The organism is Paenibacillus xylanexedens (assembly GCF_007676705.1).
Lineage (GTDB): Bacteria > Bacillota > Bacilli > Paenibacillales > Paenibacillaceae > Paenibacillus > Paenibacillus xylanexedens_C.
In genome coordinates this window covers 1,980,692-1,995,593 of record NZ_VEBF01000001.1, presented here as the reverse complement: position 1 = coordinate 1,995,593, position 14,902 = coordinate 1,980,692, and the positions used below count along the sequence as shown (strand labels likewise).

At 49.6% G+C, this 14,902-nt stretch carries 12 protein-coding genes; 9 read left to right on the top strand and 3 right to left on the bottom strand.

Going from position 1 to position 14,902, the window contains the following annotated elements; translation table 11 throughout:
- Positions 1–124: 124 nt before the first annotated feature.
- Both FS628_RS08980 and FS628_RS08975 read right to left on the bottom strand, forming a co-directional pair.
- Positions 125–2,311 (bottom strand): YhgE/Pip domain-containing protein, encoded by a 2,187-nt coding sequence (locus FS628_RS08980; protein ID WP_145320957.1) that lies wholly within the window; start codon positions 2,309–2,311, stop codon positions 125–127.
- 77 nt (positions 2,312–2,388) lie between these two features.
- The gene (locus FS628_RS08975) at positions 2,389–2,967 is read right to left on the bottom strand and encodes a TetR/AcrR family transcriptional regulator (protein ID WP_145320955.1); all 579 of its coding nucleotides are present in this window, start codon (positions 2,965–2,967) and stop codon (positions 2,389–2,391) included.
- 311 nt (positions 2,968–3,278) lie between these two features.
- On the opposite strand from FS628_RS08975, the gene FS628_RS08970 reads away from it, so the two are divergent.
- Both FS628_RS08970 and FS628_RS08965 read left to right on the top strand, forming a co-directional pair.
- Complete coding sequence (locus FS628_RS08970) at positions 3,279–3,641, top strand: hypothetical protein (protein ID WP_145320953.1); 363 nt, start codon at positions 3,279–3,281, stop codon at positions 3,639–3,641.
- 104 nt (positions 3,642–3,745) lie between these two features.
- Positions 3,746–4,261, top strand: a complete 516-nt coding sequence (locus FS628_RS08965) for a hypothetical protein (protein ID WP_145320951.1) — start codon at positions 3,746–3,748, stop codon at positions 4,259–4,261.
- Positions 4,262–4,380: 119 nt separating this feature from the next.
- Here the strand turns inward: FS628_RS08965 and FS628_RS08960 are convergent, their stop codons facing one another.
- Positions 4,381–6,117 carry a methyl-accepting chemotaxis protein gene (locus FS628_RS08960; RefSeq protein WP_145321495.1) on the bottom strand — a complete coding sequence of 579 codons (1,737 nt, stop codon included), beginning with the start codon at positions 6,115–6,117 and terminating at the stop codon, positions 4,381–4,383.
- Between the two features lie 560 nt (positions 6,118–6,677).
- Between FS628_RS08960 and FS628_RS08955 the strand changes: the two genes are divergently transcribed.
- Genes FS628_RS08955 through FS628_RS08925 form a run of 7 tightly spaced genes read left to right on the top strand, consistent with a single transcriptional unit; the run spans position 6,678 to position 14,869 of the window.
- Positions 6,678–6,887 carry a tautomerase family protein gene (locus FS628_RS08955; protein WP_145320949.1) on the top strand — a complete coding sequence of 70 codons (210 nt, stop codon included), beginning with the start codon at positions 6,678–6,680 and terminating at the stop codon, positions 6,885–6,887.
- A gap of 41 nt (positions 6,888–6,928) precedes the next feature.
- The gene (locus tag FS628_RS08950) at positions 6,929–7,864 is read left to right on the top strand and encodes an ABC transporter permease (protein WP_260870988.1); all 936 of its coding nucleotides are present in this window, start codon (positions 6,929–6,931) and stop codon (positions 7,862–7,864) included.
- Between the two features lie 11 nt (positions 7,865–7,875).
- A complete protein-coding gene (locus FS628_RS08945) occupies positions 7,876–8,754 on the top strand; it encodes a carbohydrate ABC transporter permease (protein WP_145320945.1) in 879 nt (292 codons plus the stop codon).
- A gap of 41 nt (positions 8,755–8,795) precedes the next feature.
- Positions 8,796–9,833, top strand: a complete 1,038-nt coding sequence (locus FS628_RS08940; protein ID WP_145320943.1) for a response regulator — start codon at positions 8,796–8,798, stop codon at positions 9,831–9,833.
- Complete coding sequence (locus tag FS628_RS08935) at positions 9,833–11,668, top strand: cache domain-containing sensor histidine kinase (RefSeq protein WP_260870965.1); 1,836 nt, start codon at positions 9,833–9,835, stop codon at positions 11,666–11,668. Before FS628_RS08940 ends, FS628_RS08935 begins: the two co-directional genes overlap by 1 nt.
- Positions 11,669–11,695: 27 nt before the next feature.
- Positions 11,696–12,463: a glucose 1-dehydrogenase gene (locus tag FS628_RS08930; protein WP_145320939.1), complete on the top strand. Its 768-nt coding sequence runs from the start codon at positions 11,696–11,698 to the stop codon at positions 12,461–12,463.
- A gap of 36 nt (positions 12,464–12,499) precedes the next feature.
- Positions 12,500–14,869, top strand: coding sequence for a DUF4962 domain-containing protein (locus FS628_RS08925; RefSeq protein ID WP_145320938.1), 2,370 nt, complete (start codon positions 12,500–12,502; stop codon positions 14,867–14,869).
- Positions 14,870–14,902: the final 33 nt, after the last annotated feature.

The window sequence follows — 14,902 nt, the reverse complement described above, 5'->3', positions numbered from 1 at the left end:
ATTTTCTTAGATTTTTAAACTAACAAAAGCACAAAGGCATATCTCTTTACGCCAGACTTGCTGTCATTCAGCGAGTCAGGGCAGGGGATATGCCTTTACCTATTTTAATTTATCTGTATCCGTACTATGCGTGAAGCGCGACTTCACTGCTGACGTTTGCGTTCTCCGTGGTGCGATGCATCAGGAAATACGTTAAGGTTCCTCCGAGACCAATCACGGCGAAGATACACAGAATGCCGATCTGATCCCAAGCCACGCCGAACTGTCCACTTGAGATGACTGCTTTATACCCCGTTACCGAATAGGTCATAGGCAGCCATGGGTTGAATACTTTCAGCCAATTTGGAATTAGTTCGAGCGGGAAGGTGCCCGCGCTGGTAGTAAGCTGGAAGATCAACATCAGAATCGCGAGGAATCGTCCCGGGTTCTCCAGCCAAGTCACCAACGCCTGAATGATGTACATGAAGCTTAGACTGGTAACAAAGCTGAACAAGAGGAACAATGGAACGCTCTGAACATCCAGACCCAAACCGGATAAGACCAGCCATGAAGCAAGCAGGGACTGTACAGCACTCATCAGTGTGAAAGCCAGCGTTTTACTCACAAAGCGATTCCAGCCACTTGCCTCGCTAACCGTACTACCGCGTGTGGGTACAACTAACGTAGCAATCAATGCGCCGACAAACAGCCCGAGTGACAGAAAGTATGGCGAGAATCCTGTACCATAATTAGGAACCTCGTTATATTTATGCTCATCGACCTGAACAGGCTCTGCATACATGGTTACCAGTTCATCGGTCTTTTTCACACTACCCGTCTGCTCAGCCGTCTCATTCAGCTTGGTGGCAAGTTCGCCAGAGCCGTCTGTAAGCTTGAGCGTACCTTCTTTAAACTGACCAGCACCGTCATCCAGCTTATGTGAGCCATCTGCAAGGGTTGAGATTCCGTCTGTAAGTTGGCTTACACCGGCAACCAGCTTGCCTGCACCAGCATTCAATTGACCTGAACCATCCGCAAGTTTGGCTCCTCCAACGGCTGCTTCGGATAATTTGGAATTGAATTGTTGTAAACCAGTCGCAAGCTTTTCATGTCCGGCGGATAACTGCGTAGCTCCTTGTACCAGTTGTTGTTCACCCTGTACCAACTGACTGCTGCCTTGATGCAGTTGCTGTTGTGCTGCGTATAGGTTTTGACTGCCAGCGACCAATTGCTGCCCGCCCTGATACACCTGTTCGCTGCCTGCCGCTACGGCCTGACTGGCTGCCAGGAGCTGCTGCACAGCCGGACTTGCGGCAAGTTCCGGACTGGCTTCAGCTAATTGGGCGAGGCCTTGTGCAACCGCTTTGGCACCTTCGCTTACTTTGCCACTGCCCTCAACAGAACTTTGCAGCCCAGCAGTCAGCTTCGCACTGCCTTCCTCGGAAGCCGCCAGTCCTGCATCCAGCTTAGCTGCGCCTTCCTGAGCAGATTGAAGACCAGCCTGTAGCTGTTTGCTACCTGTCTCAGCCTGGGTTGCTCCATCACTCAGCTTCGTGCCTGCTGCTGCCAATTGGGATAGTCCACTGGACAGGGCGCTTGCACCAGTATGAAGATCACCTATGCCTTGGGCGAGAGTGGACGTACCTTCTTTTAACGGAACTACGCCCGTTTCGAGCTTGTCTGTGCCTGCGGCCAGTTTGGACAGATTCTCTTTTAATTTAGCAGCACCCTCATCCAGCTTGATCGCACCATCATGAATCTGACCTGCGCCATCCCCGGCATCCGCCAATCCTCCAGAGATTTTTTCTACCTGATCCAATAGCGTTTCGGTATATGATTCTGTGACTTTGGCAGCGACTTTGGAGCGAATTTGTTTGACTGCTGTCCCGCCAATCTGACCTGCAAGGAAGTTGTATCCTTCATTGGGTTCATAGATCAGATCTGCCGGCTCAGGGTGTTCATCCATCAGGGTCGTTGCTTTGGCGGAAAAGTCCTCCGGAATCACAATGGTCATATAATACGTGTTGTCTTCCATACCTTGTTCTGCTTGTTCGCGAGTGACGAATTGCCAGTTGAAATCATCACTTTTTTTCAATTCATCGACCAGATTCTGACCGACCTCCAGTGATTTGTCGTTGTAGACTGCGCCCTGATCCGTGTTGACCACGGCTACAGGTAATTCATTCATTTTGCCATAGGGGTCCCAGAATGCATTCAGGAACAGGCCGCTATACAGTACCGGTATGAACAGTACGACAAGAATCGGAATAAATACTTTTGGTTTTTTGAAGGCGGACTTCAGATCCTGCCCAAATACGTGGAATGATTTCATCATGTTCTCTCCCTATCCTTACGCTAATCCGTTTGTTCTATCTCTATTATGTTTTGAATCTAGTGGCATGCCTTTCTCTACGTGGGGGATAAGCCATTCTTGAGAAAGAGGCCCACAAAATCCTTGATCTGATCTTTGTGCAGTGTAGGATGCGCTTTGTTCCAATCCGAGGTTAAGGTGACATACAGCTTCAGCAGGACAAAAGAAACCAACTTGGGATCATCCCTGCGAATCTGCTCTAGCTCCATGGCACGGCTCACTTGACGCTCCAAATATTCGAGAATGGCTGTCTCCACTTTCTGCAAACCTTCCTTGGCCTGCGGCGTGCCGAACTCGTTGACCTCCTGAAAGAGCTTGATTAACAGCTCATGTTCCTCCCGGTACTCCAGTAAAGAATCCATGCTCATATGCACGTTATCCAGAAAGGAGTTCTCTTCCTTCACTGTCTGCTCCGTAATCTGTCTCATATCCTCAATGATCGAACGCAAAATCTCACTGAATAATTCTTCTTTATTCTCGAAAAAGGTATAGATCGTTCCCTTGCCTACATTGGCAAGTCTCGCAACCTGCTCCATCGTTGTGGCTTTGTAGCCAAACAGGGCAAAGGATTTCTCGGCAGAGTCCATCACTTGTTGCCTTCGATCTATCGTTTTCATGACATATACACCTCCTTGTAGGTTGAAAGACTAATAGTAGGGTAAACTCTTTGGTGACCGATTTACCATTACGGTCAGTCGGTCGTTGATAACTGTAGCACTTGAGGAGGGGAGGTGGATGTGATCATTGTCATAAACGGATGGGGCTTAGAAATCAAAACAATAAATGAGTAAAAAAAGTACGGATGAGAATTTACTATAATATGGAAAAGTGTTTAAATATATCAGTTACAGAGTTGAATAGCTATAATAGCAAAGGGGTAGCGAAGAAACAGTGAATTATAAAATTCAACAAAGAATGAGGAATATGTATGGAACACGTTTTATGGACGATCTATCTTGGGTTGCTGGGCACAGCATCACTCTCGTATTTTTTAAAAGGGATGTACGAGTCAAAACTTAGCAAAATAGATTTTGTCGTATCCGTCATTACATGGATAGGGCTGCTAGGATATGTTACGGAAACGGCTATTCTAAATCCTGCTGTGTGGAAATTTATTACCGTGGCAGCTTTGTTATGGGATTTATTATTCGCGATGCTTTTAAAGGATTACGAAGGGATAGAAATTTTGGGTGGATTACCGATTATGATGAGGAGAGTTTTGATGTTGATAACATTAGTTATCGGGATTGGACCTTTATACTATGGGCTGTTTAGATATGCTTTCTCTTAAGGGAAGAATTTTCTATATTTTCTGAACAATGTAACTTGTTGGTACGATTCTACGTCCAAAATCTAAGAGCCAAATTCTTAATCAGAATGAAAGGAGGTCTAACCTTGAAACATTTCTCCTATATCCTTATGATGTGTCTTGTCCTACTCGGTTGTTCAGATGCCTCACTGGAAAGCAACGATACAGCACCAGACCAAATTCAAAGAGAAGGACAGACGATGACGGCAACCAGACAACTGGGTGAATATGAACTTCAGTTAATCGTCCAACAACAAGGCGAACCTACCTTAACATTTCAACCGGGAATAAAATATATAGGCCAAGATGCCATCAATGAGATATATCATTCCAAAGAAGTGTTTGATATAAATCTGCAAATGAATGGAAAGACGATTCTCCCGCCGAGGTCGAGCACCAGTGAAGAATTGGTAACAGAATTAACGAAAGATCGTTGGTATTCGGAAGAATTTGAAATAACACTCACACCAGAGCAGGTTCAATATATATCGAATGGTGAGGTCGATCTTGTTCTTAATGCCGGATTTCGATCCGAACATTCCGGCTACAGTGACGAGAAGAAGATGACGATAAATGCAGAAGAAATACTGTCATTTAAATGATACCGGGAAAGTACAGAACTTACTCTGGTAACAACAAAAAAACCAAGGCTTTGAGTTCAGTTACTCATGAGCCTTGGTTTTTTAATGTATCTATGACTTTTATCTGTGTCCTATTAATTCTATTCTGCTCGTACTTTAAAGAACGAAATCAGTTCTTGCAGTTGTTCGGATACAACCGAGAGCTCGTCAGAGGCACTTACAATGGCTGCCATGGAGGCTTCCTGCTCTTCAATTGATTGCTCAATTTGTTTGCTGCTGTTGGCTGCCTTGCTGACATTGGCAGAGAGCTCATCGGCCGTGGCAGACATTTCTTGGGTGCTTGCAGAGATCTCTTCAGTAGAGCTGGAGATATCCTGAATCTGGTTTGCAACTTTGTTCGTAGCATTCAGAATGTTTTCGAAGAATACGCCAGTCTCTTGCGTAACTTCCAAGCCTTTGGTTACTTCCTTGGAACCTAGCTGCATCGCCTCGGAAGACTGGATGATATCCCGCTGAATTTCCTCAATTAACTGTCGAATTTGCTTCGCTGATTCCTGAGATTGCTCTGCCAGGTTACGTACCTCGCCTGCAACCACGGCAAAACCTCTTCCTTCTTCACCTGCACGGGCGGCCTCGATCGAAGCGTTGAGCGCCAGCAAGTTGGTTTGTCCGGCAATCTCCGTGATCAGATTGACAATGTTGCTAATCTGGTTCGAGTTATTCTCCAAAGACTGGATGGAGTTTGATGTATTTTGCACCGCACCGGAGATCAGGCGCATCTGCTCAATAACTTGCTGCATTACCACATTACCCGTACTTGAGCGCTGCTCCATGCTGAGGGCTTCGTCTGCCACATCAGCTGAACTGCTGGCGATCGTCTGCACTACCGTTGACATCTCTGTCATGGCGCGTGCATTCTCCACAGTGGCTTTGTCCTGTGATATCAGTCCGGTGGATATTTCCCGGATGTTGTGGCTGATGGATTGAATGTTCACATTATTTTTCTCGGAAATGCCCAGTAGTTGTTTGGAAGATTCCGAGAGGTGATGAGAAGTATTCTGTACTTTGTAGATGGTTGTATTGAAACGATGAATCATGGCATTGAACTTATCGTTAATGACACCCAGATCATCTCGTCCTGTATCAATGGTGACATCCAGATTGCCTGTGCTGACTTCCTCGATTCCCTTCATCAGGTTGCGAATCGGCAGCAACGTTCTTTTTAGCAAAATGAATTGCAACACCATGAACAGGATCAGGAAACCGACAAGGAACATCAATCCGTACGTAAGTAATTCATTTAGTCCTTTTGGAACCGCACTTGCATCGACATCGAAGAAAAGAGCAGCGTACATGGAGCCATCTGCGTTATTAATCGGATAGATTAGTGTAGTCCAAGTTCCGTAGTCATCGGTATAGAAATCACTGAAGGCCGGCTTTCCGTCCTTCTTCATCTGTTCCAGCACTACAACGTTATTCTCGGGCAGCGAGTACATGGCACCTGCGAGCAGATTGTCTTGCTCGAATGGCTCCAACAAGTTCGTTGGAATCGCGATGATGGACGTTCCGTTTCCTTGCTCCAGTTCTGAACCGAAAATGTACGCTTGCGCGATGTTTGGATAGAACTCATGGATGGAATCGAGATAAGCCTTCATTTCCTGCTGTACAGGACCGGCGTAGCTTTTTTCACTGGCGGCTTGGGCGACTTTGGCGATGTCCAGATCGTTATATGATTTCTGGGTGATGACAGTGGCTTGGTCATGCAACTGTTCTACCAGAATGTTCTTTTGCAGCTGGTAAGCCGCGGTAATCAGGATAATACCAATCAAGGTGATGCTACCGAACGAGATCACCAGATTTTTAACAAAGAAAGGCATGGTACTCCAGCGAAGCTTATTAAACAAGGTTGTTCACTCCTTCTAAATTATGAAAATGTACTTGACCTGGACGTTGTGTACACTATGTAATCTAACGTCAATATGGTGGTTAATAGAAATCGTTCTGTTTCTAAAATGTTGGGTTCTCCTATTTTTGCGAATGGCATATCTCCGATTCATGATCCTTCTTCATGGTTCTACAAAGGTTTTTCTACTTCACGCATAGGAAATCCAGGTAAGTTACTTCCTAAAATATATCGTTATAAAGTCATATTAATGTTAGCTTTACAACCAAAAATGGTTCTTAGGTACCGGTTCCTTGGGCTGGTTTTTCGTTTTTCCTTCATTATCTCGTTTATTGGTGCAATAGCTTACTCCAGCGAAACGGATGACAGGCCAGCTTATCCATGCAAGGAATTGCTGTATATCTTCAAGCCCCTATTTCGACCTAAAGAAAACACAAGTGAACGAAAAGACAGTCCATTGTTACCCTTCAGAGGGAAGGATAAGATAAAGACGTTAAAGCGTTTACATTATGTGGTGAAGGGAGCTTAACTCGGATGCCAGAAATTACGATCAGGCTGTATGAAGGCAGGACGGATGAGCAAAAGCAGGAGATAGTGGAGGTGTTCACGCGCGAGCTCTCGCGTATTATCGACCGTGAGCCGGAGTACATTTCCGTTTCCTTCAATGAGATCCCATGGGACGAGAACGTTCCTGATAATTTGAGAATCATGCAATCACAGAAGCAGGGAGGGGAGAAGACGTGAAGCCCGCGGACATCGTTCCGTCAAGCCGGAGCTCAACCGAAGTGCACCACTCGTCCAGCCTGAGCGCTCGGCTCGGGGATGCGGGGCGTTACTTATGGCGATACCGGATACTTTATCTGCTCTCGGTACCGGGCATACTGTATTTTTTCCTCTTCAAGTACGTGCCCCTGTTCGGTTCAGTCATTGCTTTTCAGAACTACAACATTTTTAAAGGCATCACCGGAAGTGATTGGGTAGGTCTGGAGCATTTCCAGAAGATGTTCAGCCATTATGATTTTTTGCGAATTCTCAATAACACCCTTCTGCTCGGACTATATGATCTGGTGATTGCATTCCCGGTACCAATCGTGCTGGCGATTCTGCTAAATGAAGTGCGGATGATTGTGTTCAAGCGAATGCTGCAAACGATCGTATACATGCCTCACTTTTTGTCCTGGGTCGTCATTAGTGGTATCTTCATGGGCATTTTCTCGATGGATGCCGGGGTGGTGAACAAGGCGCTCGGATTTTTGGGGATGCAGCCGATCTACTTCCTTGGAGAAGACTCGTATATTCGTTCCATTTTGATTGGTTCCGGGATCTGGCGCGACTCCGGATACGGCACAATCATTTTTCTGGCTGCTATTGCGGGCATCAATCCCGATCTGTATGAAGCGGCAGAGGTGGATGGAGCCGGGCGTCTGAAGCAAATATGGTCGATCACGCTGCCATCATTGCTGCCAACGATTATGATCCTGCTGCTGCTGCACATCGGGAAGTTTCTGGATCTGGGCTTTGAGCGTGTGTTTGTATTCCTGAATCCGCTCAATCTGGATTCTGGTGAAATCCTGGATACGTATATTTACAAAGCCGGGCTGCTCTCGCAGCAGTACAGCTATACAACGGCCATCGGGTTGTTCAAGTCTGTAGTCGGATTGGCACTGATTGTACTCGGTAATTTTATCAGCAAAAAAACAACCGGCGAAAGCCTGTATTAGGAGGCGAGATCATGCGTACCCCCAGTGTCCGCTACCGTATATTCCGCATTGGAAATCTCGTGTTTCTTACGCTGCTTTCGTTGACGATGATTCTGCCATTCATTAATGTCCTGGCCCAATCGCTCAGCAGCTCGGAAGCGATAATGGGCGGTAAGGTCAGCTTCTGGCCCGTTGCTTTTACCTGGATCAACTATGAATATGTATTCGGAGATGCAGCATTCTGGCGGGCATTCGCAGTATCGGTTGGCGTGACGCTGTTCGGCACGTTGGTCAATCTCGCCGCAACGGCATCGCTGGCTTATCCGGTTTCCCGTCCAGAGTACAAAGGGCGTTCCCTGGTCGTCATGTTTGTCCTTGTGACCGTCGTATTCTCGGCACCCTTGATTCCGAACTTTATCTTGATGAAGGAGCTTCATCTCGTAAACAATCCGCTGGTTCTAATTGTTCCGGGAGCCATTAACGCATTTAACTTTTTCGTCATGCGCTCGTTCTTCGCACAGCTGCCGGGTGAATTGATTGACGCCGCCCGCATCGATGGCTGCGGGGAATTCGGCATCATCTGGCGGATCGTCATCCCGCTGTCCAAACCGGCTATGGCATCACTCGGCATTTTCTATGCGGTGGGGCACTGGAACGCTTATTCCACTGCGCTCTATTATCTGAATGATCCGGCCTGGTGGCCGATCCAGGTGACGCTCAAGAAGCTGTTTGAGAGCGACGATATTTCCGTCGATCCCGGTTCCGCCGTCTACAGCACCCTTGCACACACCTCGCCGGAAGGCATCAAAATGGCGACCATCATCATCGCCACTTTACCGATCATTATCATTTACCCTTTCCTGCAACGGCATTTTGTAAAAGGAATCATGGTTGGTTCCGTCAAATCTTAAGTACAAGAAGCACACAGATCTGACGGAAACGGGGGATGGCGATGTTCAGAATCTTGATTACGGATGATGAACCGATGATTCGGATGGGTCTGGCGAAAATGATTGAGCAAGCGGGACTGTTGGACTGCGAGATCCGGCAGGCTGCGCATGGGGAAGAGGCCCTTCAGGTGGTGGAGGCATTTCAGCCGCACATCCTGTTTACGGATATTCGCATGCCAACGATGGACGGCATCGAATTGTGCCGACGCTTATCCGAGCAAGGCAGTGCAATCCGCATTATTGTTGTCTCGGGTTATTCAGACTTTGAATACGCAAGAGCCTGTATGGATTATGGTGTAAAGCGTTATCTGTTGAAGCCTGTAGGGCGCCAGGAGCTTCATGAGCTTCTTCTTAAATTGCGGGCATCGGATGATGACAAGCCTACCGTATCGCTTGTACCCGTGAGGGAGCTGAATGATTGGGCTATGCGTCTGGAAGATGCCATATGGGAGCTAAGACAGTCTGATGTGGCGGAACTGATGGAAGCATGGTTAAGAAGGTATCCGGCGTTTTCCCTGATGCCTGAGCAGACCGCAGAGCTTTTTCAGGAATTGCTGGAACTGATTGTGGTCCGAATGAATGCACGTGGCAACGGAATGGTGAATCTGTCTCACGACACAGTTGTAAGCGCTTCCCCTGAGGGGTGTTTCGATGCCCTGGTCAGTGCCGTCGACTTGTTGATGAATAGGATCAAGGAGCGGCGCAGCGGCAAGCGGAAGCATCCGGTAGAAGAAGCAAAAGCCTATTTGGAGGAGCATTTGCGCCGCGAAGTGTCACTGGACGAGATCGCTGCCAAACTGGGGCTTAACCCGTCCTATTTCAGCCAACTGTTCAAGCAGACGACAGGTCAGACCTTTATTCAATACCGGATACGCAGCAAAATGGAACTGGCCAAGCGAATGCTGGAACAGCCGGGAAACCGGATTACGGATATCTCCTACGAGGTGGGGTATGCGGATCATCCCCATTTTACGAAGACGTTCAAGAAAATCACCGGACTGACACCGTCCGAGTACCGCAATCGGTTAGGCATTGAATAATGAAGCGCAGCCTGTCGATCCGCCTGTTCTTTCATTTTGCTGTGGTGATTACACTGTCGTTGTCAGCCATTGGCTTGTTTACCTATACCTATGCCTCTACGGAGATGAATGACCAGCTTGCGGGCAACATTGCCCAGACGATGCGCAACACCGCGTACCAGACAGATCTGTATTTGCAAAATTATGATCGGGCAACCTACTCCATTCTCTCGAACGGAAGCGTCAAGCATTTTCTCGACATGAATTCGGAGGATAGTTATGCCTATTACGAGTACAGCCGTCAGATTAAAAGGAACGTGTTCCCGCCCGTTTTTATGTTATATCCGCAGATTAAGTTCCTGTATATTATTGGAGAAAATGGGCGCGTTGTTGTCGATGACAGCCAGAATTCCGCCGGTATACCGGATATCGACGCGCCGCAACAATATAAGGAACTGCTGTCCGCAACGCCTGCAAACGGTGAATCGGTGCTGCTTACCCGCAGTATTCGCGGTGGACAGAGTGCAAACGTGATTACGATCGGCCGCCGGATCAGGGGATTGTCCTCCTATACGCCAAGCGGAGTACTGGCGATGGAGGTTAATGTGCTTGAACTTGACAACATCTGGGGAGAACTCGACCTGGGTCAGGGCGGCTATCAGTATGTGATGGACCAGAACGGAACTGTAATCTACACACCCGGACAGGAAGAGGCACAGGCAGCCATGCCGTCCAGTACCGTAAGCAGGCTTATGCATATGGATGCGGGATCACTGGAGCTGAATACGGATGGCACCAAGCGGCTGTTCATTTCTGAGCTTTCTGAGTATTCGGGCTGGCGCTTTGTCGCTTCCGTGCCGCTGTCGGAGTTACAACGGCCGATTGCGACGATCCGCTCGGCTACGCTATGGGTTGGCGCAGGAACTTTGCTCGCTGCACTTATCGTGGCCTACCGGATTGGAGCATCTCAAGTGGAGCCGATTCGGGTGCTGATGAACGGGATGAGACAGACCGAGAAGGGAATCTGGAACAAGGTGGAGATGAAGGAAAGGCGCGATGAAATTGGTGTGCTGATCCGCAGTTATAATCTGATGGTCAGCCGCTTGTCGGACATGATTGAGAGTGTATACGAGTCGGAACTGCGCCGCCAGAAGTCGGAGATCGAGCTTCAGCAGGAGGCGCTGGAACGGCACCGTGCGGAATTTCAGGCACTTCAATTGCAGATCAATCCGCATTTTCTCTATAACACACTGGAGACGATCAAATGTTACGCAGTCGTACAGGATTCGGAAGAAATTACGCAGATGGTGGAATCCATGGCGCATATGCTTCGTTATTCCATTCAGACGAATCTGGAAGAAATTACGGTGGCCAATGAGCTGAAACATGTGCTGGCCTACCTTTCGATCATGAAACATCGCATGGATCGGGAACTCGAGGTTGAGGTGATTATTGCGCCGGATCTGCTGCTTGAAAAAATGGTTCGACTGACACTTCAGCCGCTTGTGGAAAATGTGATCCAACATGCGTTTCCGCAGGGCATGGAGCCCGGCCACTTCATCCGCATCGATGCAAGGCGGATTCAAGATCGCTTTCTTGTCATTGTCCAGGATAATGGCATGGGCATGAGCGAGGGACGGCTGGAGAAGCTGCGCCGCCGTCTTGAACTGAATCGCCTTGCGGGCGGGGATCAGGATAATGTCTATCATCGCGGGGGTATTGGACTCATGAATGTCCATCGCCGGATTCAGCTTGTGTTTGGAGAAACGTATGGCTTGATGATTGAGAGTGAGGAAGGCATGGGAACCACTATTACGATGGCGCTTCCGGCGGATCAGCACAGCAAGCGAATTTAACTCGGGTTACAGGGAGGAAGATTGAAGATGAATATTAATTTGCAGAACAAAATTGCGCTGGTGACGGGCTCAAGTGGAGGCATTGGCGCTGCCATTGCTGGGGGATTGGCTCGCTGCGGGGCCAGGGTGGCCGTGAATGGCCTGCATAATATGGAGCGGGCCGAGGAGGTCGTGGCCGCGATCCGTGCTTCCGGGGGTGAAGCAGCGGCGTTCCGGGCAGATGTGACGGATACGGCGGCCATTGAGTCGATGATTGGGGATATCACTTCCCACTTTGGTGGACCGATTGAGCTGTTGGTCAATAATGCGGGTCATCTGGTGGAGCGAAGTCCGATTGAAAGAATGAGCGAGGAGCTTTACAGCCGTATTATGGATGTCAATCTGAAGAGCGCCGTGTTTGTCTCCAAAGCGGTCATTCCAGGCATGAAAGCGGGCGGAAGTGGCCGAATTATCAATTTGACCTCGGTAGCGGCTCATAATGGAGGCGGTCCGGGTGCGGCGATATATGCTGCCTCCAAAGCGGCAATCATTGCGTTAACCAAAGGCCTGGCCAAGGAACTGGCTCCTTCTGGTGTTACGGTCAATGCCCTCTCGCCGGGCTTCATCGGCCAGACGGCATTCCATGCTACGTTTACCTCGGAGGAAGGACGATCTTCTGCCGTAAGCAGCATCCCCCTCGGACGGGAAGGGAATCCGGATGATGTGGCTGGGGCGGCGCTGTATCTCTGTTCCGAGCTGGGCGCTTTTATTACCGGAGAAACGATTGAAATCAATGGCGGAATGTATATGCGTTGATGCCACACCACTTGCGAAAAGGAAGGGGACGATACGATGGAAGTTAAGCGGATACCCGCAGAAAGACCGTTATACCAACCGATGAGCGGGCCGTTCCATGTTGACTATGCACCTGACGAACACTCCGTTCTGCAAGAGAATCCGCCGAGATTTACATGGATGGAGGCACAGCAGGAGGATGAGAATGCTTATATGCTGCAAGTGTCGGCTGGGCCTTCTTTTCAGGAAGAAGAGACGATGACGTTTGCCCCGCTCCCCTATAACTTTTTCACACCGGACCGGGTATTTGAAAAAGGGGATTATTACTGGCGTTATGCCTTGCTTTTGGAGCATCCGGTGCAGGAAGGAACGGAAGTTGAAGCGGATGCCTTGGAGGGCAAGCAGAGGGAAAAGTCGGCATGGAGTGAGGTGCGAAGCTTCACGGTGCCTCCCGGCCTGCCGGAGACGCCATTACCGTCACGGTCGCAGCGTTACGCATCCACAGATACGGCCCATCCCCGGCTGTGGCTTGGAGAGACTGGACTGAAGGCACTTGCGGAAGGTGTGGCGTCCGACTCCACGTATTGCGGCTGGGATGCATTTATGTCGAATTCCGTGGAACCGTGGGCAGCCCGCGACCCGATCGGCGAACCGCTGCCTTATCCGGATAACCAACGTGTCGCTGTGTTATGGCGGCAAATGTATATTGACTGTCAGGAAGTATTATATGCCATTCGTCATCTCAGTATCGCCGGACGAGTGCTTGGTGACGCGCGGCTGCTTGAAGCCGGGAAAAGCTGGCTGCTGCATGTCGCGGGTTGGGATACAGAGGGAGCGACATCCCGCGATTATAACGACGAGGCAGCCTTTCGGGTTGCTGCCGGGCTGGCTTGGGGCTACGACTGGCTGTATGACGAGTTGAACAGCGAAGAGCGAGATGTGGTAAGACGCAGTTTGCTTCGCCGGACGGAGCAGGTGGCACAGCATGTTATGGTCCGCTCCAAGATCCATCATGTGCCCTACGACAGCCATGCGGTGCGTTCATTGTCCTCCGTGCTAGTACCTTGCTGTATTGCCTTGTTGCATGAGGAACAGCAGGCGGCGCAATGGCTGGATTATGCCGTCGACTATTACGCCTGTCTATACTCTCCGTGGGGAGGCAGTGATGGCGGCTGGGCGGAGGGCCCGATGTACTGGACGACAGGCATGGCGTATGTGACCGAGGCGATGAATTTGTTGCGAAACTATGCGGGTATCGACTTCTTCCGTCGTCCGTTCTTCCAGCGTACCGGGGATTTTCCGCTCTATGTGTACCCACCTGATGCACGGCGGGCCAGCTTCGGTGATCAGTCTACCCTGGGCGACCCGGTAAACTTGAAAACCGGTTATCTTGTCCGCCAGCTCGCCGGTGTGACGGGCAACGGTTGGTACCAGTGGTACTTTGAAAATGTGCGGCGCAACGACCCAGGGACCGAGGGTGCTTTCTATAACTACGGCTGGTGGGACTTTCGTTTTGACGATCTGGTATACCGCCACGATTATCCGCAGGTGGAGGAGGAGCCCCCTGTAGGCATCGAGCCGCTCAAGTGGTTCCGGGATGTGGGATGGGTGGCCATGCATCACCGGATGGATGATCCGAAAGAGCATATTATGCTGCTGCTCAAGTCGAGCCGTTATGGTTCCATCAGCCATAGCCATGCGGATCAAAACAGCTTCACACTGCATGCGTTCGGCGAGCCGCTTGCGGCCGATACCGGCTATTATATCGCCCACGGCAGCTCTTTCCACCGGGAATGGAGAAGGCAGACACGTTCCAAAAACAATGTGCTGATCGGCGGAGCAGGGCAGTATGCCGAGAACAACAAGGTGCTGAACATGGCCGCAACCGGGCAGATCGAAGAAGCCTATTGGCGGGACGGCGATGGTTATGTACGTGCGGTAGCGACCGATGCCTACGCCAGCACTGTACCGCATGTACAGCGGGTTGTGCGGGAAATCCATTTTCTGCAATCGTCATACGTTGTCATTGTGGATCACATTGACCTGGAAAAGCCGGACAGCATTCAGTGGTTGTTCCATGCATTGCACCCGTTACAGCTGAAAGGACAGAGTTTCCGTGTAAACGGAAGCAAGGCGGGGCTAGAGGGTACGTTTGTCTACGCTTCCTCCGGCGAGCTGTCGCTCAGCCAGACGGATCAATTCGCAGGTGTGGACCCGGCAGAGTACGAAGGACTGGCGAGGCACTATCATCTGAGCGCGGAAACAAGGCCTGCCTCAAGCCACAGGATTGTAACGCTGCTTGTGCCGTACCGGAGTGAGGAGCCGAAGTATGTGCCCTATTTCATTGATGACCAGGACCACGGCATCCATCTCTACTTTACCGACAACGGTGTAACGAAGAAGATTGAGGTATCCAAAGCGTACTAGTACTCTACCTAAAGAAAACGCAATCTTATCTAA